This window comes from Bradyrhizobium sp. LMG 9283 (assembly GCF_045571415.1).
Taxonomy (GTDB): Bacteria; Pseudomonadota; Alphaproteobacteria; order Rhizobiales; family Xanthobacteraceae; genus Bradyrhizobium.
The window spans coordinates 750,390-775,489 of record NZ_CP120691.1 but is presented as its reverse complement, the minus strand read 5'-3'; the positions used below and the strand labels follow the sequence as shown (position 1 = coordinate 775,489).

General features: G+C 64.9%; 25 protein-coding genes. 11 read left to right on the top strand and 14 right to left on the bottom strand.

Annotation, left to right across the window (positions count from 1 at the left end; genetic code table 11):
* Positions 1-161: 161 nt before the first annotated feature.
* The 4 genes from P6U29_RS03565 (at position 162) to P6U29_RS03550 (ending at position 3,883) form a co-directional block, all read left to right on the top strand.
* Positions 162-1,163, top strand: coding sequence for an ABC transporter substrate-binding protein (locus tag P6U29_RS03565; RefSeq protein WP_407116340.1), 1,002 nt, complete (start codon positions 162-164; stop codon positions 1,161-1,163).
* 65 nt (positions 1,164-1,228) lie between these two features.
* Positions 1,229-1,939 (top strand): ABC transporter permease, encoded by a 711-nt coding sequence (locus tag P6U29_RS03560; RefSeq protein WP_407116339.1) that lies wholly within the window; start codon positions 1,229-1,231, stop codon positions 1,937-1,939.
* A complete protein-coding gene (locus P6U29_RS03555) occupies positions 1,927-2,805 on the top strand; it encodes an ABC transporter ATP-binding protein (protein WP_407116338.1) in 879 nt (292 codons plus the stop codon). Before P6U29_RS03560 ends, P6U29_RS03555 begins: the two co-directional genes overlap by 13 nt.
* Positions 2,806-3,157: 352 nt before the next feature.
* Positions 3,158-3,883 (top strand): Crp/Fnr family transcriptional regulator, encoded by a 726-nt coding sequence (locus tag P6U29_RS03550; protein ID WP_407116337.1) that lies wholly within the window; start codon positions 3,158-3,160, stop codon positions 3,881-3,883.
* Here P6U29_RS03550 and atzF read toward each other — a convergent pair.
* Together atzF and P6U29_RS03540 are read right to left on the bottom strand one after the other, a co-directional pair.
* A complete protein-coding gene (gene atzF / locus P6U29_RS03545; RefSeq protein WP_407116336.1) occupies positions 3,880-5,265 on the bottom strand; it encodes an allophanate hydrolase in 1,386 nt (461 codons plus the stop codon). The genes P6U29_RS03550 and atzF overlap by 4 nt on opposite strands.
* A gap of 112 nt (positions 5,266-5,377) precedes the next feature.
* Positions 5,378-6,595 carry a citrate/2-methylcitrate synthase gene (locus tag P6U29_RS03540; protein ID WP_407116335.1) on the bottom strand — a complete coding sequence of 406 codons (1,218 nt, stop codon included), beginning with the start codon at positions 6,593-6,595 and terminating at the stop codon, positions 5,378-5,380.
* 73 nt (positions 6,596-6,668) lie between these two features.
* On the opposite strand from P6U29_RS03540, the gene P6U29_RS03535 reads away from it, so the two are divergent.
* Positions 6,669-7,763 carry a citrate synthase/methylcitrate synthase gene (locus tag P6U29_RS03535; protein ID WP_407116334.1) on the top strand — a complete coding sequence of 365 codons (1,095 nt, stop codon included), beginning with the start codon at positions 6,669-6,671 and terminating at the stop codon, positions 7,761-7,763.
* A gap of 283 nt (positions 7,764-8,046) precedes the next feature.
* On the opposite strand, the gene P6U29_RS03530 is transcribed toward P6U29_RS03535, so the two are convergent.
* On the bottom strand, positions 8,047-8,679 hold the full coding sequence (locus tag P6U29_RS03530; protein WP_407116333.1) for a J domain-containing protein: 633 nt from the start codon (positions 8,677-8,679) through the stop codon (positions 8,047-8,049).
* A gap of 127 nt (positions 8,680-8,806) precedes the next feature.
* On the opposite strand from P6U29_RS03530, the gene P6U29_RS03525 reads away from it, so the two are divergent.
* Entirely contained in the window at positions 8,807-9,076 is a 270-nt protein-coding gene (locus P6U29_RS03525; RefSeq protein ID WP_407116332.1) for a BolA family protein, read from the top strand.
* A gap of 31 nt (positions 9,077-9,107) precedes the next feature.
* On the opposite strand, the gene P6U29_RS03520 is transcribed toward P6U29_RS03525, so the two are convergent.
* The 3 genes from P6U29_RS03520 to P6U29_RS03510 are packed head-to-tail and all read right to left on the bottom strand — an operon-like array spanning position 9,108 to position 12,211.
* On the bottom strand, positions 9,108-10,412 hold the full coding sequence (locus tag P6U29_RS03520) for an HlyC/CorC family transporter (RefSeq protein ID WP_407116331.1): 1,305 nt from the start codon (positions 10,410-10,412) through the stop codon (positions 9,108-9,110).
* 30 nt (positions 10,413-10,442) lie between these two features.
* The gene (gene aroB / locus P6U29_RS03515; RefSeq protein ID WP_407116330.1) at positions 10,443-11,591 is read right to left on the bottom strand and encodes a 3-dehydroquinate synthase; all 1,149 of its coding nucleotides are present in this window, start codon (positions 11,589-11,591) and stop codon (positions 10,443-10,445) included.
* Positions 11,588-12,211: a shikimate kinase gene (locus P6U29_RS03510; protein WP_407116329.1), complete on the bottom strand. Its 624-nt coding sequence runs from the start codon at positions 12,209-12,211 to the stop codon at positions 11,588-11,590. Before P6U29_RS03510 ends, aroB begins: the two co-directional genes overlap by 4 nt.
* Before the next feature lie 174 nt (positions 12,212-12,385).
* On the opposite strand from P6U29_RS03510, the gene P6U29_RS03505 reads away from it, so the two are divergent.
* The 5 genes from P6U29_RS03505 (at position 12,386) to P6U29_RS03485 (ending at position 17,298) form a co-directional block, all read left to right on the top strand.
* The gene (locus P6U29_RS03505) at positions 12,386-12,532 is read left to right on the top strand and encodes a histidine kinase (RefSeq protein WP_209968130.1); all 147 of its coding nucleotides are present in this window, start codon (positions 12,386-12,388) and stop codon (positions 12,530-12,532) included.
* A gap of 17 nt (positions 12,533-12,549) precedes the next feature.
* Complete coding sequence (xerD, locus tag P6U29_RS03500; protein ID WP_407116328.1) at positions 12,550-13,506, top strand: site-specific tyrosine recombinase XerD; 957 nt, start codon at positions 12,550-12,552, stop codon at positions 13,504-13,506.
* A 342-nt stretch (positions 13,507-13,848) separates the two neighbouring features.
* Entirely contained in the window at positions 13,849-14,811 is a 963-nt protein-coding gene (locus P6U29_RS03495; protein WP_407116327.1) for an acetyl-CoA carboxylase carboxyltransferase subunit alpha, read from the top strand.
* A gap of 459 nt (positions 14,812-15,270) precedes the next feature.
* Entirely contained in the window at positions 15,271-16,836 is a 1,566-nt protein-coding gene (locus P6U29_RS03490) for a L,D-transpeptidase family protein (protein WP_407116326.1), read from the top strand.
* A gap of 75 nt (positions 16,837-16,911) precedes the next feature.
* Positions 16,912-17,298 carry a hypothetical protein gene (locus P6U29_RS03485; RefSeq protein WP_407116325.1) on the top strand — a complete coding sequence of 129 codons (387 nt, stop codon included), beginning with the start codon at positions 16,912-16,914 and terminating at the stop codon, positions 17,296-17,298.
* On the opposite strand, the gene P6U29_RS03480 is transcribed toward P6U29_RS03485, so the two are convergent.
* The 8 genes from P6U29_RS03480 to P6U29_RS03445 all read right to left on the bottom strand — a co-directional run bounded on the left by P6U29_RS03480 (position 17,283) and on the right by P6U29_RS03445 (position 25,094).
* Complete coding sequence (locus P6U29_RS03480) at positions 17,283-17,978, bottom strand: ABC transporter ATP-binding protein (RefSeq protein WP_407116324.1); 696 nt, start codon at positions 17,976-17,978, stop codon at positions 17,283-17,285. The genes P6U29_RS03485 and P6U29_RS03480 overlap by 16 nt on opposite strands.
* A complete protein-coding gene (locus tag P6U29_RS03475; protein ID WP_407116323.1) occupies positions 17,971-18,705 on the bottom strand; it encodes an ABC transporter ATP-binding protein in 735 nt (244 codons plus the stop codon). Before P6U29_RS03475 ends, P6U29_RS03480 begins: the two co-directional genes overlap by 8 nt.
* The gene (locus tag P6U29_RS03470) at positions 18,692-19,783 is read right to left on the bottom strand and encodes a branched-chain amino acid ABC transporter permease (protein ID WP_407119593.1); all 1,092 of its coding nucleotides are present in this window, start codon (positions 19,781-19,783) and stop codon (positions 18,692-18,694) included. Before P6U29_RS03470 ends, P6U29_RS03475 begins: the two co-directional genes overlap by 14 nt.
* A gap of 190 nt (positions 19,784-19,973) precedes the next feature.
* Positions 19,974-21,191, bottom strand: a complete 1,218-nt coding sequence (locus P6U29_RS03465) for a substrate-binding protein (RefSeq protein WP_407116322.1) — start codon at positions 21,189-21,191, stop codon at positions 19,974-19,976.
* A 4-nt stretch (positions 21,192-21,195) separates the two neighbouring features.
* Positions 21,196-22,053 carry a branched-chain amino acid ABC transporter permease gene (locus P6U29_RS03460; protein WP_027577047.1) on the bottom strand — a complete coding sequence of 286 codons (858 nt, stop codon included), beginning with the start codon at positions 22,051-22,053 and terminating at the stop codon, positions 21,196-21,198.
* Positions 22,054-22,088: 35 nt separating this feature from the next.
* Entirely contained in the window at positions 22,089-23,603 is a 1,515-nt protein-coding gene (locus P6U29_RS03455) for an amidase (protein WP_407116321.1), read from the bottom strand.
* A gap of 164 nt (positions 23,604-23,767) precedes the next feature.
* A complete protein-coding gene (locus P6U29_RS03450) occupies positions 23,768-24,952 on the bottom strand; it encodes a substrate-binding domain-containing protein (protein WP_407116320.1) in 1,185 nt (394 codons plus the stop codon).
* Positions 24,843-25,094, bottom strand: coding sequence for a hypothetical protein (locus P6U29_RS03445; RefSeq protein ID WP_407119621.1), 252 nt, complete (start codon positions 25,092-25,094; stop codon positions 24,843-24,845). Before P6U29_RS03445 ends, P6U29_RS03450 begins: the two co-directional genes overlap by 110 nt.
* Positions 25,095-25,100 lie beyond the last annotated feature (6 nt).

Below are 25,100 nucleotides of genomic sequence, written 5' to 3'. Positions count from 1 at the left end.
TGCGTTGCCCAAATTGCGATCCGCCACGGCTCCGCGATGCGCAAATGTTCGTCAGCGGGACACGTTGTCGATTAATTGCTTCACTGCGCATTGCCTTCGGATGACCCTCCTCCAATCACAGGCTGGCCGTTGCGGCCGCCGACATGACCGGAGGTGGTTGCATGCGCGCGAAAACAGCTCTTCGCATGGTCTCGTTTGCGATCTCGGCCTGTGCGGGCATCTTGAATCCGGCTTCCCAAGCCACGGCCGAAGAAGTCCTGAAGGCACGGCTTGCGCAGAACCTCGCACCGATCTCGGCCCTCGCGATTGTCGCTAAGGCGAACGGCCTCTTCGGCAAGCAGGGACTCGATATCTCGGTCTCGAATTTCACCAGCGGAAAGCAGTGCCTCGACACGGTGATGGGAGGAGGAGCGGATATCGCGACGACCGCCGAAGCTCCAGTCACGGCGGCCGCGATGGCCCAGCAGCCGATCGCCTTCGTCGCCGGCATGGAGTACTCGGATCTGAAGACGATGACGGCCGCGTCCGCCGCAATCAGGACCAAGGCGGATCTCCGCGGCAAACGCATCGGCTTCACAGCCGGCACGGGGAGCGAGGTCTACACTTCGGCTCTGCTGAAGGCGGCGGGATTGACCGCCAAGGACGTCACGCTCGTAAATCTTCGTCCCCAGGAGATGCTTCCCGCACTGGTGGCCGGGAGCATCGACGCGTTCGACACCTGGGAGCCGCACCTGGCCAATGCAAAGAAGGCGCTCGGCGAGGGTGCCGTCCTGCTCGATACCAAGGGTCTCTACTCGGAGACCTTCAACATCGTCGTGACGCAGCCCTATCTGGAGGCAAACCCGGCAATCGTCAGCAAATTCCTGACCGCTCTCATTGAAGCGGAAGGCTGGGTCAAGGCTCATCCGGACGAAGCGATCGACATTGTTGCCGCCGCAACCGGCATGAAGCGCGACGATCTGGCGCCGATCTGGTCGGATTACGTCTATCGCGTGCGTCTCGACGACAAGCTGCTCGAGACGCTGAAGACGCACGCAGCCTGGCGGCTCGAGACCGGCAATCACCCGCCGGGGACGGGGATGCCTGATTTCTCGAAGGTCATTGCAGCGGCGCCGCTGAAGGCGCTCGATCCCGCACGTGTGACACTGTCGGCCAATCCATGAGCACTGGCGGGCGGAGCCGTGCGACGACGGCCGGACGTCTGAGCGTGCTTGTCGGCGCGCTTTCCGTGCCAGCCTTCGTCGGCGTATGGGAATTGATCGCACGCTCGCGGATCGTCAACGCGGTGCTCTTCCCGCCGCCGTCGACGGTCGCTGTCGCCGTCCTAGACTGGATCCACAGCGGCCAGTTTTTCGGCGACCTCTGGGCGAGCCTATTCCGCGTCACCGCGGGCTTCCTGATCGGGACCACGGGCGGAATCATGCTCGGCGTGCTGACGGGGCGATTCCGGCTGGTCTCGAGCCTGCTCTCCCCGTTGTTTCATATCCTTCGCCCGATCCCTCCGATCGCCTTCGTACCGATCGTGATTCTCTGGTTTGGCTTGTCCGAGGCCGGCAAACTCTTTCTGGTCGTCTGGGGCGTGTTCTTCACCGTGTGGCTCGCGACCCATATCGGCGTCCAGAAGGTCGATCGCGGCCTCATTCGTGCCGCGCTGATGCTCGGCACGCCACGTCGGCAGATGCTGTCGGAGATCATCCTGCTGGGGGCGCTTCCCTACATCGTTGTCGGCCTGCGCACCGCCGTCAGCATCTCCTTCTACACGCTCGTCGCCGCCGAGCTGGCGGGTGCGTTCGCCGGCATCGTCTACCGGATCGAGATTGCGCAACAGAACATGCAGACCGGACAGGTCATGGGAGGGCTGGCGGCGCTCGGACTGCTCTCCTTCGTCGCCGATCGTTCCTTCGCGGCCATTGCCGAGCGCGCCGTATGGTGGCGATGATGCACAACCCGCTTCGACCGACATCACCGCTCCGGCTCGTGGATGCTCCGCCGGAGCCTTCATCGGCAGCGCCGGAAGCGATTATCCGGGTTCAGCATTTGAGCATCGTGTTCGATGTGCCGCGCGGCGAGGTCATTGCCGTGGACCGGGTGTCCCTGGCCGTGATGCCGGGTGAATTCGTCTCGCTGGTTGGTCCGTCGGGCTGCGGCAAGTCGACGCTCTTGAACGCGATGGCGGGCCTCGAACGGCCGTTCGAAGGCGAGGTCATGATCGCTGGCAAGCCGATGCTGGCACCTCGACCGGACATCGGGATGGTCTTCCAGCAGCCGCATCTGTTCCCCTGGAAATCGGTGCGCCGTAACATCGCTCACGGACCGCGCGCGCTCGGCAAGTCGAAAACGGAGGCGCTTCGGATCGCCGACGACCTGATCGACATGATCGGGCTGACAAAATTCGCGACCGCCTATCCGCATACGCTTTCAGGCGGCATGCAGCAGCGGGTGGCGATTGCTCGCGCCCTCGCGAACCAGCCGCGTGTGCTGCTCATGGACGAACCCTTCGGTGCGTTGGACGCGCAGACCCGGGCCGTGATGCAGGATAACCTGCTCGAGCTCCGCGACCGGATCAACGCCACGATCGTTTTCGTCACGCATGACATTGACGAAGCCATTCTGCTGTCGGATCGCGTGCTGATCATGAGCGCCGGGCCGGGCCGAATCCTGCGGGATCTTTCCGTGGCCCTGCCGCGCCCGCGCTCCAGTACTATCCTGACCGACCCCGCCTATCTCGCGCTCAAGCGGGATTGCCTTGACCTGATCCGGACCGAAGGCCGCAAGGCGTTCGAGCAAATGGAAGCGGTGACCTAAAGCGCGATGAGATGAGGCTCGATAGCCGCAAAGACGAAGGTGCGCTCCCTCTCCCGCTTGCGGGAGAGGGTTGGGGAGAGGGTGCTTCTGCAATGGGACAATCCCCTAGCGGAGAGAGCCCTCACCCGGCACTTCGCCATAGCCGAGGCTTTGCCTCGGCGTCTCTTGAGATCACGGCCGCCGAGGGCGGCCTGCGCCTCTCCCGCAAGCGGGAGAGGTGAACGAGCCGCGGCAATCGATTCAACCTAAAGCCATTCCGCTCTAAAGCGCGGTGGGCTCGCTCCGATTTAGCTGAAGCGCGGGCTGGCATAGCTCTTGAATGGATCTGCTCCAGCTACGAGGGAGCGGACAGATGTCAGCGGCAACTCTCAAGACGACAGCGGGGATCATGCTGGCGGAGTCGGATGCTCTGGTCAGATCGCTGCCAGGCTTGCTCGACCCCTTGAGCGAGGCTGACCGGCGCCGTGTGCTGGCAATCGGTCGCCACGAGGTTCTGAACACCGGCAAGCATATCTGGCGCCAGGGAGACACGCAGAACGGCATATATCTGATCGAATCCGGCCGGATCCGCAGCTATTACGCAGCACCTTCTGGGCGTGAGGTGACGCTCGCCTACTGGTTCGGGGGCAATTTCGTCGGCGGGCCCGACCTCTTTGGAACTGGCGCGCATATGTGGTCTTCGGTTGCCATCGAGCGCAGCCGGCTCCTGTTTCTGCCTGGCCCCGCTCTGCGCGAGCTTGCGCTTCAATCGTCGCCCATCGCGGTGGCGCTGCTGGATGCGCTGGCCTTCAAGGCAAGGTGTTACTCGGCCATGGCGCAAATGCTCGGCACACGATCGGTGACCGAGCGGTTACAGCGTCTGCTGATCTTTCTCTCGAATATCTACGGCTCGCAGCTCGGCCGCGAGATCGTGCTCGGCATTCCTTTCACCCATGGCGATCTCGCCAACTTGATCGGCGCGACACGGCAATGGGTGACGGTGCAGCTCTCTCGCATGCAGGCGAGAGGCATCATCCGCTACGACAGGGGTCTGATCGTCATTCTGAATTTGCGCGCGCTCGACCTCGAGATCGTCTAACGCGCAGTACGCGAATAGACGTTCAGCCCGAACAGAGCGCCGCCATTGTCCGGCTGCCATCGCGAGGCGAAGTCCAGGAGGGCGTGGTCGTGCCATGCGGGTGCCAGCAGGGTGACGCCCACCGGCATCCCGCTGGTGAGCGTCGCATTGGGAAGCGCCACCGCACACAGATCCAGAAGATTGACGGAATAGGAGTAATGACCAAGACGCGTATTGAGCGCGATGGGATCTTCCAGCATGTCCGCAATGGTGAAAGGACGCGGCGCAGTCGGCACGACCAGGACGTCGATCTGCTTGAACAGGAGCTGGACCTGCCGCCGCAACTTCAGGAGACGATGTTGCGCCGCGAATGCGTCAGCTGCTGAAAATTGCGCCGCGGAATGCAGGACTTTGCGCGTGACCTCCAGCAAATCACCTTGATCGATGTCAAAGAGCTTGCTGATCGCCGCGTAGCGTTCGGCGATCCACGGTCCCGAGAAGAGCATTTCGCCGGCCTCGACGAAAGGTGTGAAGTCGATCTCGAGGGCCTCGCCTCCCAGTCCCACCAGTCTCCCACAAGCCTGTTCGTAAAGCGCGTCGCACTCGGGCAACCCGAATGAATTCAGCTGAGAGGCGGGAATGCGCCCGAAGCGGAATTCGTTGGGGACAGCGGATGACGGGCCGCGCGCTTCGCGGCTGTAGGGATCCTCTTCATCGAAGCCCTCGATGAGCTCCAGCAACAACTTGCCCTCGGTGACGGAATTGCAGAAGATCGACGGACAATCGAGCGTGGGGCAGTTCGGAACGAGCCCGCGGGATGAGACAAGCCCGACCGTTGGCTTTATTCCGATGATGCCGTTGAAACCTGCCGGCACCCGGCCTGAGCCGCCGGTGTCGGTGCCAAGTGAGAAGGCAACGTGACCGGCCGCCACGGCGACGGCCGAGCCCGAGCTCGATCCGCCCGAGATATAGCGATCATCGGCGGCGCTCGGGCAGGCGCCGTGAGGTGACCGGGCGCCGGACAGCCCGGTTGCGAACTGATCCAGATTTGTCTTGCCGAGACAGATTGCGCCGGCCGCGACGAGGCGCTCGACGCACTGAGCCGATCGCTCCGCAACATAGGCGAAGGACGGACAGGCCGCCGAGGTCGGCATGCCCTCCACGTCGATGTTGTCCTTGACGGCGAAAGGCACGCCGAGCAGAGGCAGCAATTCGCCCTGCGCGCCGCGCCGTGCGAGAGCCTCGACCTCCGCCAGCGCCTCTTCCATAGGCCTCACATAGATCCAGCTATTGCGGTGTTGGTCACGTTCGATGCGCTCGTATGCCGTCGCGATCGCCGAACTCAGTTCGGCCGAGGTGCGAAGGGGGCGGCTGCGGCGAGTTAGGGCGGCGGCTTGCGACACAATTGGCTCCCGAGGAGATCGAAGGTGCTGCAAGCCTGCCCGGAGGTGGACGGGACGGAAAGCAATTAAGCGCTTCTGCTGCCAGCGTGAACCGGACCGCAAGCGCGAGCGATCACGAATTTCCTGCCCTCCGCCCCGGCGCGGGCCCGACATACCGCGCCCGCGGCCGGATCAGCTTGCCGAACTGCAATTGCTCGCTCGCATGCGCGATCCAGCCGACGCTGCGGGCCATGGCGAACAGCGCGAGCTCGCTACCGGCGGGCAGGCGCAGCGCGTGCACGAGGACGGCGAGGGCATAGTCGATGTTGACGAATTCGCCGGTTGCTTCGGCGATGCGCTCCGGCACCTCGCGGGTGAATTTGCGCGGGGCGCCGGCGCGCGACAGGGCGTTGAGCAGCGATTGCGCGCGGGGATCGCCGCGCTTGTAGACGCCGTGGCCGAAGCCCGCGAAACGCTCGCCGAGCGCGACGCGCTCGCGCACCATCGGCTCGACGTCGCGGTCGACCAGCGTCTTGACGAGCTGCGAAGCCAGCACGCCAGCCCCGCCGTGCTTCGGCCCTTTCAACGCGGCGAGCCCGGCGATGACGGAGTCGTAGAGATTGAGGCCGGTCGAGGCCGCGCAGCGCGCGGTGAAGGTCGAGGCGTTCAGCTCGTGATCGGCGAGCAGCACCAGCGCGCGGCGGATCAGGTCGCCCGCGTGCTTGTTGTCCGCCGCCCAGGCACGCGCGACCTGCTGATGCAGCGGCTCGGCCGACGGCTCGGCGTTGAGCATGGTCGCGACCAGCAAGCGGACGATGCGCGCACCGACCATGGCGCGGCCGTCAGGCGCGCGGGTGAAGGCGCGCGGATCGGCGCTCGCGGCGAGCGCGAGCACCGCGATGGCGCGGTCAATCGGCGCGGCGCGGCGCGCGGCTTCAGCGATCGTGCGCATCTCCTCGGAAATCTCGGGCTGATTGTCCGGATCGAAGGGATCGACGCCCGAGACGTCCCAGAGCAGTGTCGCGGCGTGCTCAAGCGTGTCGCGCTCGGAAAGATCGACGCAATTGACGCCGCGATAGATCGCGCCCTCCTCCGTGATGGTCGAGATCTCGGTGTCCATCACCGGCAGGTCGGCATCAAAACTGCGCAGGCCGCGCGGTTCCGGCGACGGCACCCGGCGCTCCTTCAGCGCGCGGACGTCCTCGGCGCGGTAGCGGTTCTTGCGCGAGTCCGGCGTCGGCTCGGAGCGGATCAGGCCGCGGCTGACATAGGCGTAGAGGGTTGCCGGCGAGATCGCGAGCTCGGCAGCGGCTTCCCGGGCGGAGAGGTACAGCTCCGGAGAATTTTTCATATTGATTTATGTAATCAAGATTGATCAATCTGTCGAGAGGCCCGACCTTTCCAGTCGTGAAAGGAGACAGGCCATGAACATCCACCTCACCAAAAGCCAGATCGGGCTGGACGGTGTTCCCGCGGCTGAGACCGTGCTGAGCCATGTCGACGGCGAGCGCGGCGAGCTGATCATCGCCGGCGAGCATGTCGGGCGCCTCGCCGCCAAATCGAGCTTCGAGGGCGTCACCGCCCGGCTCTGGAATGGCGCCAGCAAGACCAGCCTCAGCGAAGCCAATGTGCGGGCGAGACTGGGCGCGGCGCGCGAGCGCGCCTTCGCGCGGCTGGACGACTTGCTGCCCGTGACGCGCGGCATGGGCATTGTCGACGGGTTCCGCGCAGCGGTCGCGGGGCTTCGCGCGGAGCACGGCCTCGAACATGAGGCGACCATCGTCGGCGCATTTCCGGTGATCGCGGGCGCGCTGGTCCGGAGCGCCAAGGGGCTCGAGCCGGTCGCGCCGGATCCGAACGCAAGCCATGCGGCCGATACGCTGCGGATGCTGCGCGGCGCCGCGCCGGAGCCGCGTGAGGTCGCCGCGCTCGATGCGTATCTCGTTACCGCCAGCGATCACGGCATGAACGCCTCGACCTTCACCGCGCGCGTGGTGGCCTCGACGCAAGCCGACCTGTTTGCCGCGGTGACCGCCGGCTATTGCGCACTCACGGGTCCGCTGCATGGCGGCGCGCCGGAGCCGGTGCTGGAAATGCTCGACGCGATCGGCTCCAGCGAGCGCATCCGGCCGTGGGTGGATGCGGCGCTGGCGCGCGGCGAACGGCTGATGGGCTTTGGCCATCGCGTCTACCGCGTGCGCGATCCGCGCGCCGACGTGCTCAAGGCCGCGATCGAGCGGCTTTCGGCGGATGGCGCCGACCTGCCGTTCGCCGGCGAGGTCGAGGCCTATATCCGCAGCGCGCTGCGCAAGAAGAATCCGGATCGGCCGCTGGAGACGAATGTCGAGTTCTTCACCGCGATCCTGCTCGATGCGCTGGCGATTCCACGGCAGGCGTTCACGCCGATCTTCGCGGTGGCACGCAGCGCGGGCTGGACCGCGCATGCGCGCGAGCAGCAGCGGACCGGGCGGTTGATCCGGCCGAGCTCGTCCTATGTGGGAACGATGCCAGAGAGATAGGGAATACGTAGCCTGGATGGGGCGAAGCGTAATCCGGGAAAGTCGTCATTGTGAGAGAGACCACGGATTGCGCTTGCGCTCCATCCGGGCTACGGGGCGGTGCTCAGCATTCGTAGGGTGGGCGAAGGCGCTCTTGCGTCGTGCCCACCGTCGTTCCGAATTGCAACAGAAGTCGTGGGCACGCTTCGCTTTGCCCACCCTACGATAGTGAGACAACCCCTCATCCGGCGCTTCGCGCCACCTTCTCCCACAAGGGGAAGGGAAGAAAGCTAGCTGAGAGGCCCTACGCCTCCCGCACTACCGTCTTCAGATAATTATACGCCTTGATGATCTCGATCAGGCGGTCTTCGGTGGAGCGGTCGCCGCCATTGGCGTCGGGGTGGTGCTGCTTGACCAACGCCTTGTACTTGCTCTTGACGTCGGCGAGCGTGGCGTCGGCGCCGAGGCCCATGACTTGAAGCGCCTTGCGCTCGGCGTTCATCACCTTGCGCGTCTCGGCCTTGGGCTGCGCTTCGGGGCCGCGGCGCCAGCTGGCGCGGCCGTTGATCTCACTGAACATGCTGAACGGATCGAAGGCGCCATCGATCTCGGCTTCCGATCCCTTCTTGCCGCCATTGGCACCCATCTTCCAGGTCGGGCGATGGCCGGTCAGCGCATCCTTCTGGTAGCGCGCGACGGCCTCGGCATTCATGCCGGAGAAGAAATTGTAGTTCTGGTTGTACTCGCGCACGTGGTCCAGGCAGAAGTGCCAGTACTCGCGCTGGTTCTCGCGTCCCTTCGGCGCGCGATGGCTGCCCTTGTTCTGGCAGCCGGCCCATTCGCAGGCGACCACGGTCTCGCGCGGCTTCGCTTCCGGTTTCGCGCCTCTCGGCTTGACGCGGATGGAGTCGAAGAACTTTGATGAATCGATCGGCATGGCTGACTTTGACTACGCAATGCAAAAACCTTCAAGTCTTGACATTGCAATTCGCTGAGCACCCGGTCGCAGTTACCTTGAACGTCCGGGTATTGACGGGGTGCGATCGCGCACCTTAATGGCACACATGGCTATGAAAGACACTATCAGCAACAAGTTGCAGGAGGCTTTCACGCCTGAACGCCTGCAAGTCGTCGACGAGTCACATTTGCATGAGGGCCACGCCGGCCATCGGCCGGGCGGCGAGACCCACTTCCGTGTGTATATCGTGTCTGCCGCCTTCAAAGGGAAGAGCCGGGTCGACCGCCATCGTATGATAAATTCGGCGCTCGCCGCGGAACTCTCCGGCAGCGTGCACGCGCTTGCGATCAATGCGCAGGCGCCGGGGGAAGGGTAACTCTTCTTACCCTCCAGGGGAGGGTAAGAAGCTAAAACGACGTCCCGGCCCTTCTCGGCTTTGCCTCTTCCAGCTCGGCCTCGCGCGGCACCGGCGAAATACGGAGCGCGGTGATGCGGTTGCGCTCGCGGCGCAGCACGCGGAAGCGGAAACCGTGGAAGGTGAAGCTCTGGCCGCGGTCCGGGATCGAGCGCGCCTCGTGAATGACGAGGCCGGCCACCGTGGTCGCCTCTTCATCGGGCAAGTGCCAGTCCATGGCGCGGTTGAGGTCGCGGATCGGCACCGAGCCGTCGACCACGACGGAGCCGTCCGGCTGGGCGCGCACGCCCGCCACCACGACGTCGTGCTCGTCGGAGATGTCGCCGACGATCTCCTCCAGGATATCTTCCAGCGTCACGAGGCCTTCAACCTCCCCGTACTCGTCGACGACGAGCGCGAAATGGGTTTTCCGCCGGCGGAACGCCTTGAGCTGTTCAGAGACCGGGCGCATCTCCGGCACGAACCAGGGCGGCAGCGCGATGGTGGAGACGTCGATGCGCGAGGTGTCGCCGTCGGAGGCGCGGATCGCACGCAGCAAATCCTTGGCGTGCAGCACGCCGATGATGTTCTCCGGCTTCTCGCGCCACAGCGGAATGCGGGTGTATTCGGTCGCCAGCACCTCGCGCACCAGCTCTTCCGGCGGCAGATCGGCGTTGATCATCATCATCTCGGTGCGATGGATCATGACGTCGGACACCTGGAGCTCGCGCAGGTCCAAGAGGCCGCCGAGCATGTCGCGGTCCTGCTTCTCGAACTTGCCCTCGTGGTGCAACAGGTCGACTGCACCGCGCAGGCGCTCGGTCGGAGACAGAATGGCCTGATGCTCGCCGGCCAAACCAAACAGCCGCATCAGCAGGCGCACGATGACCTCGACAACTCTGAGCAGCGGCCCCAGCACATACATCGTCAGCCGCATCGGGCGTGCGACCGCGAGCGCGATGCGGTCAGGCGCGTTGATCGCGATGGTTTTGGGCAGCACCTCGGCGAAGATCACGACCAGCGCGGTCATCACGCCGGTGGCATAGAGCACGCCGACATCGCCGAACCACGCCGTGAAGATGCCGGTTGCAAGCGCGGAAGCCCCGATATTGGCGATGTTGTTGCCGAGCAAGAGCGCGCCGATCAGGCGCTCGCGCATGTCGAGCAGATCCGAGACGACGTCGGCGTCGCGATTACCCTGCTTGGACAGCCTGAGCATGCTGGCGCGCGAGGCGCCGGTCAGCGCGGTCTCGCTCGCGGCGAAGAACGCTGAGACCAGCAGGCAGAGGACGACGATGGTGAATCCGAGCCAGTCCATGCACCACTCGATAGAACGTTTGCCCGCGCGTCAAACTTTCTGCGCGAGCTTCTCTTGCAGGAAGTCGTGCACCGGCGCCGGCTCGACGTCTTTAGCAATGACAGCGCGTCCGACGGCCTCCAGCAGGATGAAGGTGAGCTTGCCGCGCTTGACCTTCTTATCCTGCGCCATCAGCGCCATCAGCGCGTCGGCATCGGCAAGCCCCTCCTGCGCGAAGCCTGCGATATCCTGCAGCCGCGTCGGCAGGCCTGCCTCGATCAGATGCCGCTCGATCCGCGCCGCGTCCGCCTCGCCGATCATGCCGAGCTTCGCCGAGAACTGCGCCGCCAGCGTCATGCCGATGGCGACGCCCTCGCCATGGAACAGGCGGTCGGAGAAACCGGTTGCCGCTTCCAGCGCGTGACCGAAGGTGTGGCCGAGATTGAGCAGCGCGCGCTCGCCGGTCTCGCGCTCGTCGCGCGAGACGACGCCCGCCTTGGCGCGGCAGGAGGTCGCGATCGCATGCTCGCGCGCCGAGCCGCCCTTGAAGATGTCGGAATGGTTCTTTTCGAGCCAGGTGAAGAAGGCCTCGTCGCCGAGCACGCCATATTTGGCGACCTCGGCATAGCCGGCGCGAAATTGGCGCGGCGACAGCGTGTCGAGAACGGCGGTGTCGGCGATGACCAGCACCGGCTGGTGGAAGGCGCCGAGCAAATTCTTGCCCTGCGGCGAGTTGATGCCTGTCTTGCCGCCGACCGAGGAATCGACCTGCGCCAGCAGCGAGGTCGGCACCTGCACGAAATCGACGCCGCGGCGCAGGATCGCCGCTGCAAAGCCGGCGAGATCGCCGACCACCCCGCCGCCGAGCGCGATGACGAGATCGTTGCGCTCGATTCTCGCGGCGATCAGGGCCTCGCTGACCTTTTCCAGACCCGCATAGGTTTTCGAGATCTCGCCTTCCTCGACGACGATGCGCGAGGTCGGAATGCCGGCGGCCGCGAGTGAGGCCTCGGTAGGCTCGAGCCAGTATTTTGCGACGGTGCGGTCGGTGACAACAGCGGTACGTACGCCCGGCCGCAAGGCTGCGATCCGCTCGCCGAGCGAGGACAGCACGCCGCGGCCGATGACGATGTCATAGGCGCGATTCTCCAGCGCGACGTCGACTTTGACGGGATCGGAATGTTTCATCGGCGCGGTCATCGTGCGGCACTCGCAACGTCGGCAGGTGGTTGGGCGGCCTGTCCGCCACAGAGATGGGCGTGCAGCGCCGCGATGCATTCCTCGACGATTCTGTCGTGCGGCACGTCGCGCGAGGCGATCGTGAGGTCGGCATTGGCATAGACCGGCTCGCGCTCGGTGAGGAGGCGCGTCACGGTTCCCTCGGGGTCGGCGGTCTGAAGCAGCGGACGGTCGGCACGACGGCGTACGCGGCGCATGATGACGTCGTGGTCCGCCCTGAGCCAGACCGAGATGGCTTTCGCCGCGATGCGCGCGCGCGTCTCCTCGCGCATGAAGGCGCCGCCGCCGGTCGCCAGCACCACGGGGCCGCCCTCGAGCAGACGCGCGATCACACGGGCCTCGCCATCGCGGAAATGCTGCTCGCCATGGCGCTCGAAGATTTCCGGTATGGTCATGCCGGCCGCCGCCTCGATCTCGGTGTCCGCATCGATGAAAGGCAGCTTGAGCCTGAGAGCCATGCGCCGGCCGATAGTGGATTTGCCCGCCCCCATCATGCCGACGAGCACGATCGAGCGCGCACCGAGCGCCGACAGGATGTCGGCCTCAGGCGAAGCAGGAAGCGGCAACGCGGCGTCGGACATTGTCTCGCTCGATTGGATCTCGCTCGAACTGCCGCCAGATGCGGCATGGTTTGGCCACCTATACGACCCCATGGGGGCCCTCGCCAGAGGACTCTTGCCACGAAACGGCGAACATGTTGGATGATTTCATTGGTTAATTTGGCTGCCCGGACCCTTACCCGAGACCCCAGAACGATGCCGAGCTTGTTCCGCTTCCTGACGGTCGTCGCCGTGATCGCCGGCATCGTCTATGGCGTGGTGTTCGCGCTGGCGAACTTCGTCAATCCGAAGCCGCGGGAAATGACGGTGACGATCTCGCCGGATAAGTTTCTCAAGAAATAGGAGCTAGCCTCCAGGGCATGCCTACCCAGCCCTCAGACGCCAAGCTCATCGGCCTGTTCCTCGACATGCTCGCAGCGGAACAGGGCGCCGGGCCCAACACGCTCGACGCCTATCGCCGCGACCTCACCGATTTCTCGGAATTTCTCGACCGGGTCGGTCATAAATTCGCGGACGCGGAGACGCAGGTCCTGCGCGACTACCTCGCCGATCTCGATACCCGCGGCTTCAAATCCACCAGCGTCGCCCGCCGGCTGTCGGCGATGCGGCATCTCTATCGCTTCCTCCTGAACGAGCGCATCCGCACCGACGATCCCGCGGCGATCCTGTCCGGCCCGAAGCGCGGCCGCGGCTTGCCAAAAGTGCTGTCGATCGCGGATGTTGACCGCATGCTCCGCCGCGCCAAGGAGTTGAGCGAGGCGGAAGATGCTTCGCCCTCGAAACGGCTGCGCGCCTTGCGGCTCTATTGCCTGCTGGAGGTGCTCTATGCCACGGGCCTGCGCGTCTCCGAGCTGGTGGCGCTGCCGCGCTCGGCGGCCAAGCGCGACGCGCGCATGATCGTGGTGCGCGGCAAGGGCAACAAGGAACGGCTGGTGCCGCTCAACGAGGCCTCACGGCAGGCGATGGCGGCTTATCTCGCCGCGACGGAAGCGGCAAAGGCCGACACGAAGAACAGCGTGGCCGCCTCGAAATGGCTGTTCCCCTCGTTCGGCGAGAGCGGGCATCTGACGCGGCAGCATTTTGCCCGCGACCTCAAGGAGCTCGCGGTCGCCTCCGGGCTTCAGGCCCGCCTGGTCTCCCCGCACGTGCTGCGCCACGCCTTTGCCAGCCACCTGCTGCACAACGGCGCGGATCTGCGCATCGTGCAGACCCTGCTCGGCCATACCGACATCTCCACGACCCAGATGTACACCCATGTGGTCGAGGAACGGCTGAAGAGCCTGGTGCGCGACCTGCACCCGCTGGCGGAGAAGTAGCAGGTCTCGTGCCCCGAACGCGGCGCAGCGATCCCGGCGATGCGAAGCATCGTCCAGTGCGATGCGACCCAGGGCCGGGGCCCGTGCCCCTGGGTCCCGGGTCTGCGCAGCAGCGCTATAGAAGCGCTGCCGCGCCTCCGGGACACGAGATCAGGGCCGGGACGACGGCGGAGGCGAAACCGCCTTGACTTCGGCCACATCTCCGCAGAAAGAGCCGTGGCCTCACGCATGATTTGGCCGGCTGCCACGAGCACATAAGCCAAACCATTGAAGACGCTACACTTCTGTCCGCGACCCGAACCTCGCTTCGCTTCTCTAGCCCCGTCCCCTTATATTGAGTTGATGCAAGACCAGATGCGCAGCTATCTCGACTTCGAAAAGCCCGTCGCCGAGCTCGACTCCAAGGTCGACGAATTGCGCGCGCTCGCTGCCTCCGGCACCGACATCGCTGAAGAGATCGGACGGATCGAGGACAAGGCCGCGCAGGCGCTGGCCGACCTCTATCAAAACCTGACGCCGTGGCAGAAGACGCTGGTGGCGCGGCATCCGCAGCGGCCGCATTTCAACGACTTCATCAAGGGCCTGATCACCGAATTCACCCCGCTCGCCGGCGACCGCAAGTTCGGCGAGGACGAGGCGCTGGTCGCCGGCTTCGGCCGCTTCCGCGGCGAGCCGATCTGCGTGATGGGCCAGGAAAAGGGCGATTCCACCGAGAGCCGGATCCGGCACAATTTCGGCATGGCGCGGCCCGAGGGCTATCGCAAATGCGTGCGGCTGATGGAGATGGCCGAGCGGTTCGGCCTGCCGGTGCTGTCGCTCGCCGATTCCGCCGGTGCCTATCCCGGCATCGGCGCCGAGGAGCGCGGCCAGGCCGAGGCGATCGCGCGCTCGACCGATGCGTGCCTCGCGCTGACCGTGCCGAACGTCGCCATCATCACCGGCGAAGGCATGTCGGGCGGCGCCATCGCCATCACCACTGCCAACAAGGTGCTGATGCTGGAGCACGCGATCTACAGCGTGATCTCGCCGGAGGCGGCCTCCTCCATCCTCTGGCGCGACGGCACCAAGGCGCAGGAAGCTGCCAACAACATGAAGATCACCGCCCAGGACATGCTCCGCTTCGGAGTGATCGATCAAATCCTGAAGGAGCCGGTCGGCGGCGCCCATCGCGACCCCGCCGCCATGATCGCCACCACGGGCGAGGCCATCGCGAAGGCCTTTGACGAGCTCCGGGGCCTCGATGCAGACGCCATCCGCAAGCAGCGGCGCGAGAAATTCCTCGATATCGGCCGGAAACTGGGCTGATTCGGCAGCCGCGACGGCGGTGCGCTCCCTCCCCCGCCTGCGGGGGAGGATTGGGGAGAGGGTGCTTCCGCATCGGGACAATCCCAACGCGGCGCGAGCTCCCTCCCGACCTCCCCCGCAAGCGGGGGAGGTGAAGAACGCCGGTAACCCCGCATTAACCCTTTTTTTGCCCAAATCGGCGATCTCAGTCCCGATGGGCCCAAAAGGCCCAAGTAAGGCCCAAAGTCGCGTCCATTTAATCTTCGTTGACCATGCCACTGGGCCAACGCCCTCGTGATCCCCGCTCGGGTTGCGACCACATGACCCAGAGGTTAGAATTTTAATCAATGGCTTCAGGGCATAAGCGCTGGAGCGTGGTCTGAAAAAGGCCCGTTGCGACGGGCCCCGGGTACCCGGTCGGATCATGCGCCAAACGAATTGGGGTTCGCGCTTGCTGCCCGGCACGGTGTGGGGTCCATCTTGATTTCTCGTTCGCTTGCTCGCGCGCTCTTGGCTTCGGTTGCGCTGATGACGGCCGGCGTTCTGCTCACCGGCTGCGACACCGACCAGGTCTCGCTCGCGACCAATGCCAAGGCCAATCAGCCGGTGCCGCCGAAGCTGATCGCCGCGATGGCCGAGAAGGACATGGATCTGCAATCGCCGATCCTGGTGCGCCTGTTCAAGCAGGAGGCCGAGCTCGAGGTCTGGAAGCAGACCCGCTCCGGCCAGTTCGCACTGCTCAAGACCTATCCGATCTGCCGCTGGTCGGGCGATCTCGGCCCCAAGGTGCGCGAGGGCGACCGCCAGGCGCCGGAGGGATTCTACTCGATCAATCCGAGTCAGATGAATCCGCAATCGGCCTATTACCTCTCCTTCAACACGGGCTATCCGAACGCCTTCGACAAGGCGCTGGGCCGCACCGGCTCGCAGCTGATGGTGCACGGCGATTGCTCCTCGCGCGGCTGTTACGCGATGACGGACGAGCAGATCGCCGAGATCTATTCGCTCGGGCGCGAATCCTTCTTCGGCGGCCAGAAGGCGTTCCAGCTGCAGGCCTATCCATTCAAGATGACGCCGGTGAACATGGCCAAGCACCGGAACAATCCGAACATGCCGTTCTGGAAGATGATCAAGGAAGGCTATGATCATTTCGAGGTGACGCGGCAGGAGCCGAAGGTCGATTTCTGCGAGAAGAAGTACGTCTTCGACGCCGCGAAGCCGGCCGACGCCAAGCGTGACCCGGTATTCGACGCCTCGGCAAAGTGCCCGGCCTATGTGATCCCCGAGGACATCGCCAGCGCCGTACGCGAGAAGCAGGCCAAGGACGAAACGGAATATGCGAGGCTCGTCGCCAAGGGCACGCCGGTGGCGCGCATGAACACCGGCATCGACGGCGGCATGAACAAGATCTTCGCCGCGAAAATTCCGGAAGGCTCGACCGGCCTGTCGGAAAGCGCTGAGGGCACCACGCTGCAGATGCTGGCGATGGCGAAAGCGCCGGGCACGATCCCCGGCCACGTCAATCCGCCCAAGCCGAATCTCGATGCGGTGGCGTCCGCGCCTGCGCCGCGGGAGGAGCCGGTCGTGGCCGTGAGCGCACCCGCAGCCAACACCCGCGTCGCCACCGCCGCGCCGGCTGAAAAGTCCGGCGGCTTCTTCTCCAACCTCGGCCGCAAGATGGGTCTCGGCGCCGCCGATACGACGGCGACGGCGACGGCGACGCCTGCGCCGCAGGCCACCGCATCCGTGGCACCGGCCCAGACGTCCACGACGCCGCCCACGGCCGCGTCGCGGCTCAAGGCTGCAGTGACGAGATTCGTGCCGGGGCACGACAAGTCCAAGGATGCCGCGAAGGACGCGCCGAAACCGGCCGTTGCCACGGCCAAGCCCGCCGAGCCGCCGAAGCCGGACACCCGCCTCGCCGCAACGCGCCCGGCGCTGAAGCCGTCGATGTCGGATGGCGCGGCCGACAGCGGCCAGATGGCTGGCGCCGCACCGGTAGTGCAATCGAACTCGTTCGAGAGCCGGTTCGGGGCGATGAAGTAGGCGTTCGGCGCCATCCCTGCGTGGCCGATCATCGAGGCCGCAGTGTAGTCAATTCGCTTCCGCTTCCCAGACATCGTGCCACTCACGGCTGACACGCACGCTGCAGCGCTCACGCTTGCCCGTGACCACAATTTTGCATTTTACGACGCGCTGATCGTTGCGACCGCAATCGAGGCAGGCTGCGACTCCCTTCACAGTGAAGACCTGCAGCACGGCCGCAGCATTGCGGGACTCACGATCATCAATCCGTTTGTCGGCAACATCTCACCGTCCCCCAGAGATGGCCGCTTCTTCAGCGGCCCTCGAGGAGCGGCGGCCCGCCTGACAGCTCGGCCGTGCATCCTGCGAGGCTCGCTACGCGGTGCTTTTGCACCGCGCAGCTCGCGCCTCGGGATGACGGGACGGACAAAGTGCTCGCTGCAAAGAGACGGTGTCAGCGGCGTCGCCTACGGCGCCAGATAGCGCATCAGCTCCGGATTGCCCCGCACCTCGCCCGCCTCGCCTTGCAGCGCGACCCGGCCGCGGTCGAGCACATAAGCGTAGTCGGCGACGCGGAGCGCCAAGTCGAGGTGCTGCTCGACGATGATGACGGCGATCGTCTTCGCGAGCTCGATCAGGCGTTCGGTGATCTCCTCGATCACGCCGATCCAGACGCCTTCGGTCGGCTCGTCCAGCAACAAGAGCTTCGGATCCCCTAACATGGCGCGGCCGATCGCGAGCATCTTGCGCTCGCCGCCCGAGAGGGTGCCGGCGGGCTGGTCGAGACGCTGGCCGAGCTTGGGGAAGATGGTCAGAACGCGGTCGACCGCGGACGTATCCTTGTTCGCGAGCGAGCCGACGGCGAGATTGTCGCGCACCGACAAGCGCGCGAACACCGAATGCTCCTGCGGCACGTAGCCGATGCCGGCACGGACGCGCTCCTGCGTCGCGCGGCGGCTGATGTCGCGGCCGTCGAAGGCGACCTCGCCTTTCCACGCCGGCAACTCGCCGACGATGGTCTTCATCAGCGTGGTCTTGCCGGCGCCGTTGCGCCCGAGCACGGCGACGCCGCCGCGCCAGGGGATGCCGAGGCTGACGTCGAACAGGACCTGGCTGCGACCATAGCCGGCGTCGAGATGCTTGATGTCCAAAAATTCAGGCACGGCGCAGATAGATCTCCTGGACGGACTTGTTGGCCTGGATCTCCGACACCGTGCCCGAGGCCAGCACCTTGCCCTGGTCGAGCACGGTGAGGCGGTCACAGATGTCGCGGATGAAATCGAGGTCGTGCTCGACGATGACGAGCGAGCAATGTTTTTTGATCGGCTGCAGCAATTCGCCGGTGCCGCGGCGCTCCTCCAGGCTCATGCCGCCCGTGGGCTCGTCGAGCAGCAACAGCTTCGGCCTGCCGGCGAGTGCCATCGCGATCTCCAGCCATTGCTGCTGGCCGTGCGACAGCGCCGCCGCTGCATCGAAGGCGCGATCAGCGAGACGGAATTGCGTCAGCATGGACATGACCTGATCGTGCAGCGCGCCCCGGGTGCGCGAGAACACGAGATCGAACAGCGAACACTGCGCCTGGAGCGCGAGCAGGATGTTGTCGTACAGCGTCAGCGACGGCAGCACGCTCGTGATCTGGAATTTCAGGCTCATGCCGGCGCGCGCACGCTCTGTCGGCGTGAACGCGGTGATGTCGGTGTTGACGAACGACACCTTGCCCTGCGTCGGCACTTCGGCGCCGGCGATGCACTTCATCAGTGTGCTCTTGCCGGAGCCGTTCGGGCCGATCAGACCGTGGAATTCATTCTCGCCGACGGTGAGCGCCGCACCATCGAGCGCGGTGAGCTTGCCGAAGACCTTTTTGATGCCGGCGGCTTCAAGAAGCGGCATTGCGCTTCTCCTTTGGTTTTTCACCAAAGCCGCCGACCCGCTCGCGCTCGCCGAGCACGAAACTGATCAGGCCGAGCGGCCGGAACAGGATGACGAGCAGCAGCAGCAAGCCCAGGATGATCGGCCAGACGTCCCGGTAATTGTCCGACAGCCAGAAGCTGACACCCTCGACGATGACGGTGCCGATGACGGCGCCGATCAGCGTGCCGGAGCCGCCGAACAGCACGTAGAGCACCACCTGGGTCGAGACCACGACGCCGACCATGTTGGGCCAGACGAAACCTTCGTGGAACGCGTAGAGGCTGCCGGCAAGGCCTGCGATGGCGCCGCCGACGGTGAAGATGATGGCTTTCAGGTGCTGGGCCCGATAGCCGAAGAAGGCGATGCGCTGCTCGTTCTCGCGCAGGCCGGCGAGCGCGAGGCCGAACTGCGAGCGGACCAGGAAGCGGCAGAGCAGGTAGACGACGACGAGGATGCCGAGCACGAGATAGTAGAACGCCGGCCCTTCCGAGAACTCGTAAGTACCGAGCGACATCGGCGCGATCGAGGGGATGCCGTTCTGGCCGCCGAGGTAGTACCAGCCGCGCGCCAGACGATCGGCGGCGTAGGAGCCGGTGAGCGTGCCGAGCGACACGAAGATCACGCTGGAGGGATGACGGCCCAGCAGCAGAAAGCCGCCGAGCAAGAGCGCGAAGGTAAGGCCGATCAACGTGCCCGCCGGCAGCACGAGAAAGATGTTGGTGATGTCGAGGTCGCGCGCGAGCAGCGCCACACCATAGCCGGCCGAACCGAAGAACAGGGCCTGGCCGAAGCTCATGATGCCGGCATAGCCCCAGACCAGATCGAACGACAACGCGAACAGCGCGAGGATGATCACGCGGGTCGCGAACACGGTGAGATAGTCTTGCAGCACCAGCGGCGCGAGCAGAGCCGCGACGAGGACGATGCCCTCCAGGATCGGCAGGACCTTTCGTGCCGAGCCTCGTTCTGCCGGCGCGTGTTCGATCGCTGGAACATCGGCCTCGCTGTCGACTTCGGCACGAAGGGCCTGCTTAGCTGCACCCATGGATTTCAGTATTCCGAGTTAAGCGCTTGGTGGTGGACGACACCTTTCCCCGACCGGGAGAGGTCGGATTGCGGCTGGCGATGCGAAGCATCGTCCAGTGCAATCCGGGTGAGGGGCCGCGGCAGCCAGTGAGACCTGATCCCCTCACCCGGATCGCATCTTGCGATGCGATCCGACCGCTCCCTACGGGAGAGGTGAAGATTCAGCATTCCTTGGGGTCGACGAGGCCGTTGCTGCGGGCGACGATCTCGTAATTCCCGGCCTTGGCGACGGCGGTGTACATCTTCATCTTGCAGTGCCGCTTGCCGGGGACCATCTCGGCAGGTCCGCCCGGACCTTCGGCGATCTTGGCATGGTCGAGCGCGGCGGCGACCGCTTCGCGATCGATCTTGCCAGCTTCCTTCATGGCGGCTTCCCACAGCTTCAGGCCGCGATAAGTGCCGGTGGCCGCACTGCCAGCGGCGAACAGGAAGTTGCCGGGAAAGTCCTTCTCGTAGGCCGCCTGGATCTTGGCGTCGAACGGGTTCTCCTTGGTCAGCACCTTGAAATAATCGAGGCAGCTGGCGAGGCCCTCGATCTCCGCGGCCTGGTTGATGTTGAGCGTGTTCTCGTCGTAGTAGACGCAGGCGAGACGCCCCCCGTTCTTGAGAAAGCCGGCTTCATAGAGCTGCTTGAAGAACGGCCCGACGCCCGGCGGGATGACGGTGTTGAAGACGACGTCGACCTTGTTGGAGATGATGCGGTTGACGGTCGCGGAGAAGTCGACCTGATCGAGCGGGTAGTATTCCTCGAACACGACCTCGCCGCCATTCGCCTCGATGACCTTGCGGGCGTAGACGTTGAGCGTGTGCGGCCAGACATAATTGGCGCTCGGCAATGCGAATTTCTTGCCGCCGTTCTTGATCAGCCAGGGGATGAACTCGTCGCATTGCTGCGCCGGCGTCGGCCCGGTGCAGAACAGATAGGGCGTGCACTCCTTGCCTTCGTAGAGCTGCGGATAGATGTAGAGCGTCTTGCCGCGCGCCACGATCGGGTCCTTGATCGCGTTGCGCATCGAGGAGGTGATGCCGCCGAGCACCATGTCGACTTTGTCGCGCTGGATCAGCTTGCGCACGTTGCCGACGGCTACGGATTCGTTGGAGGCGGTGTCCTCGATGTAGAGCTCGAGCGGGCGGCCGAGCAGGCCGCCGGCCGCGTTGATCTCCTTGATCACCATCTTGGCGACGTTGGCGTCGGCGTTACCGGCATAGGCGATCGGGCCGGTGAGATCGGTGGCGATGCCGACCTTGATCGGAGCCTCGGCCGCATTGGCCCAGGGCGCCGGGATCACCCAACTGCCGACGCCGGTAGCGACCGCGCCTGACGCAAAAGCGAAATTGGAAAGGAAACGACGTCGTGTGAGCTGAGTACGATCGAGCATGCGACTAAACCCCTTTTCCAGCGATGAGGCCCTGCGGGCGGAATTTGATGAAGACAATGGCGAGCACGAAGACGAGGACGTCGGCGACGACGGGCGCCATCACCCATGGCAGCGCGGCACTGAGCGTGCCGATGACGCCGGCGCCGGCGACCGGTCCGATGAAGGAGCCGACGCCGCCGACCATGACCGCGACGAAACCCTGGATCAGGAAGCGCAGGCCGAGATCGGCGAACAGGCTGAACACCGGCACGATCAGCGCGCCGGCAAGGCCGGCCAGCGCCGCGCCAAAGGCAAAGGTGGCACCGTAGATCAGCGGCGTGGAGATGCCCGACGCGCGGGCCAGCGACGGATTCTCCAGCGTCGCTCTCACGCGCAGGCCGAAGCTGGTGCGCGACAGCAGCAGGTAGCAGCCGCCCATCACCAGCAGCGTGATGACGATGATGGTGAAGCGCCAGGCCGAGATGTGCATGGCGCCGATATCGATCGAGCCGCCGATCGGCTCCGGCACGGTGAGATAGAAGCCGCCGATCAGACCGCGCACGGATTCCCGGATGATCAGGCCGAGCGCATAGGTGCCGAGCATGGCGACGATCGGCGCCGCATAGAAGCGGCGGATGATCAGCGCCTCCAGCACAAAGCCGAGCGCGCCGACCACGAAGGGCGCCGCGACCATCCCGGCCCAGATCGGCAGTCCCTTGGCATAGGCGAGATAAGTGATGTAGGCCCCGAGCAGGACGAACTCGCCCTGCGCGAAGTTGAAGATGCCCATCATACTGGCGATGATCCCGAGCCCCAGCACGATCAAGACGATGATCGCGCCGAAGCTCAGGATCTCGAACGCTGCGACGAACGCGTTAGCCATGCTTTGCCGTTCCGTCCGTCTTCATCAGAGCTCGCTCACATCTTCTTCCAATCGCCGATCTGCTCGAAGGCATGCGCGGCGCGGTAGATGGTCGACTCTTCGAACATGCGGCCGACCAGCATCAGGCCGACCGGCAGGCCGTCGACCATGCCGCAGGGCAGCGACATTGCGGGATGGTGGGTGATGTCGAACGGCGCGGTGTTGGAGATCATCTCGAGTGCGCGGGCAACGTATTCCTCGCGGCTGGCATTGGGCTCCGGCAGCTTGGTCGCCTTCATCGGCGTGGTCGGCAGCAAGAGCAGATCGTAATCCCCAAATGCCTTGTCGTAGGCCGCAGTCAGCCGGCGCGAGATGTTGAGCGCCTTGCCGTAGAAGCGTGGACCGAAATTATTGTTGATGTAGGTCCCGAGCATCATGAACAGCTTCGTCGTCTCGGACAGCGAGTCGGCCTGCCGGCGCCAGCCGCGATGGAAATCCATCAGCGAGGTCGAATAGAGATCGCCACGGCTGAGGCCGTAGCCGTCGCCAAACATCATGGTCTGGGTCAGGCCTTCGGTGCCGATCGGCGTCCAGATCGCGGGGCCGATGAGGTGCATGGGGATCGATACCGTGTCGACCGTTGCGCCGAGATCCTTGAAGCGCTTGGCGGCCTCGCGCACGCTTTCGTTGACGGCAGCTTCCGCCGTCGGCTGCTCAAAACCTTCCTTGAGGATGCCGATCCTCATGCCCTTGACGCCCTGGCCGAGCGCCTTGGTGTACTCCTCGACCTTCGGCGCCTTGATCCTGGGATCGTAGCCGTCGTCGCCGGCGAGGACTTCGAGCAGCAGCGCATTGTCGGCGACCGTCGCCGTCATCGGGCCGGTGTGGTCGACATAAATCTCGATCGGCATGATGCCGGTGTAGGGCACGAGGCCCCAGGTCGGCTTCATGCCGTAGGTGCCGCAGAACGAGGACGGCATTCGGATCGAGCCGCCCTGGTCGCCGCCGATCGCCATGTCGACCTCGCCGAGTGCGACTACGACGCCCGAGCCCGACGATGAGCCGCCGGCCGAGTAGCCCATCTTGTGCGGGTTATGCACAGGTCCGTAGGAGCCGGTGTGGCTGCCGCCGGACAGGCAGAAATGCTCGCAATGGGTCTTACCGACGATCTCGGCGCCGGCATCCAGCATGCGCGTAACGATAGTGGCGTCGAAATCGGGCACATAGCCTTCCAGCGTCGACGAGCCGTTGGTCATGGGCACGCCGGCCAGCATGATGTTGTCCTTGAGCGCAACGGTCTTGCCCTTGAGCTTGCCGCTGGCGGCGCCCTTCACGGTCGACTTGCGATACCAGGCATTGCGCGGGTTCTCTTCGGCCGAGGGGCGATAGCCCGGCGTGCGCGGATATTTCACCTCCGGCACCTCGTCCGGCATCGCGGCAACGAGATTGTAGGCTTCGATCGAGCCCTGCATCAGGCCGCGGAATGAGGCGACGTCGTCGTCGGACAGCGAAAGGCCGCACTGCTCGGCGACGCTGCGAAGTTGGGCGGGCGTGGGAAGGACAACTGTCACGGCGCTCTCCTCTGAGGCTTCTTGATCCCTGGCGTTGAACGGAAGCCCCTCGCTCGCGCCTGCAGGGCGCGGGCCAACCGGCTTCATATCGTTACTAGAGACGGAAATATTTTCCTTTTCAAGTATTATTTCGCAAACCCGCTGCGGCGTTCAGCAGCCGTCCCTCAAAGCGTCTTGATGATCTTGAAGTCGAGACCGTCGGCTTCAGCGAGGTACATCGGCATTTCGGCGCGGCCGTCTTGAAGCGTCACGGGACCGCGGCCCGCCGAGTAAACGGTGTTGCGCGCGGCCTTCAGCAACGGACGGAAGGCCAGCGAGCCGGCGCGGTTGGCCACGGACTCCAGGAACCGCAGCCCTTCATAGTTCGACTGCCCGACGGAGCCGACCGGCGGCGCGTTGGCACCGAACATGGAATAGTAGGCGCCGAGGAACTCGTCATTGGCGCGCGAGACCAGGCCGTTGAAATAGCCGGAGGCGCAGAACAAATTCTCGGTGTTGTCGGCGCCGATGCCGAGCAGCACGGTCTCGTCCATCGCACCGGCAAGCCGCAGCGTCGAGGGGGCAAGGCCCGCTTCGGCGAAGGCGCGGTTGAAGGTGATGCTGTCGGTGCCGATCAGCGAGATCAGCACCACGTCCGGCTTGGCGGCGCGGATGCGCGCCAGATGCGGCTCATGATTGTCCTCGCCGACCGGGACGAACTCCTCGCCGACGACCTGGCCACCCGCTTCCTTGATGTAGCGCTTCACCGCGCGGTGCGATTGCCATGGCCAGACGTAATCGCTGCCGATCAGGTACCAGCGCGCGGCCTTCTTGACCTCCGCCAGCCAGTGGATCGCCGGCCGGCTCTGGCAGCGCGGCGTCTCGCCGATCGCCATCACGCCCGGCGTGCGCTCGCCGCCTTCATAGACCGGGGTGTAGATGTAGGGGATGCGGTTGCCGGTGACCTTGCGCAACGCGACGCGGACCGCGCTGATATGCGAGCCCATGATGAGGTCAACCTCGTCGAAGGCGATCGCCTGCTCGGCGCGGCGCACCACGTCTTCGATCGGCCCGCCGGAATCGTAGATCGACAGCTCCAGCTCACGGCCCAGAATGCCGCCGCGCTTGTTGATCTCGGCGACCGCCAGCATCGCACTGTTGGTGGAGGTCGGGCCCCAGATCCCGGGCGAACCGGTGAAGGTGAGAAAATTGCCGATGCGCAGCTTGCTGCGCGCGCCACGGCGCTTCATGAAATGCGCATCAACCGGAGACAGGTCGAAATCCGCCGCCGATGACGACAAATTCCTGAACAGCAAGGACGGCGGCAACGCCGGGCCGCCGTGAGCCGGGAAGTTCACCGTCGCGCGCACGCCAACTCCTGTCTGGGATCAGACCTGAAAGCACATTGAGCAGGCGGCCGCGGCTTCCGCCCTTTTGTTGGGCAATGATCCTATTTTGAAAATATTGAATATTCAACAATTGAAGTGCATATAGATGCAGCATTGATTGCAAGACATT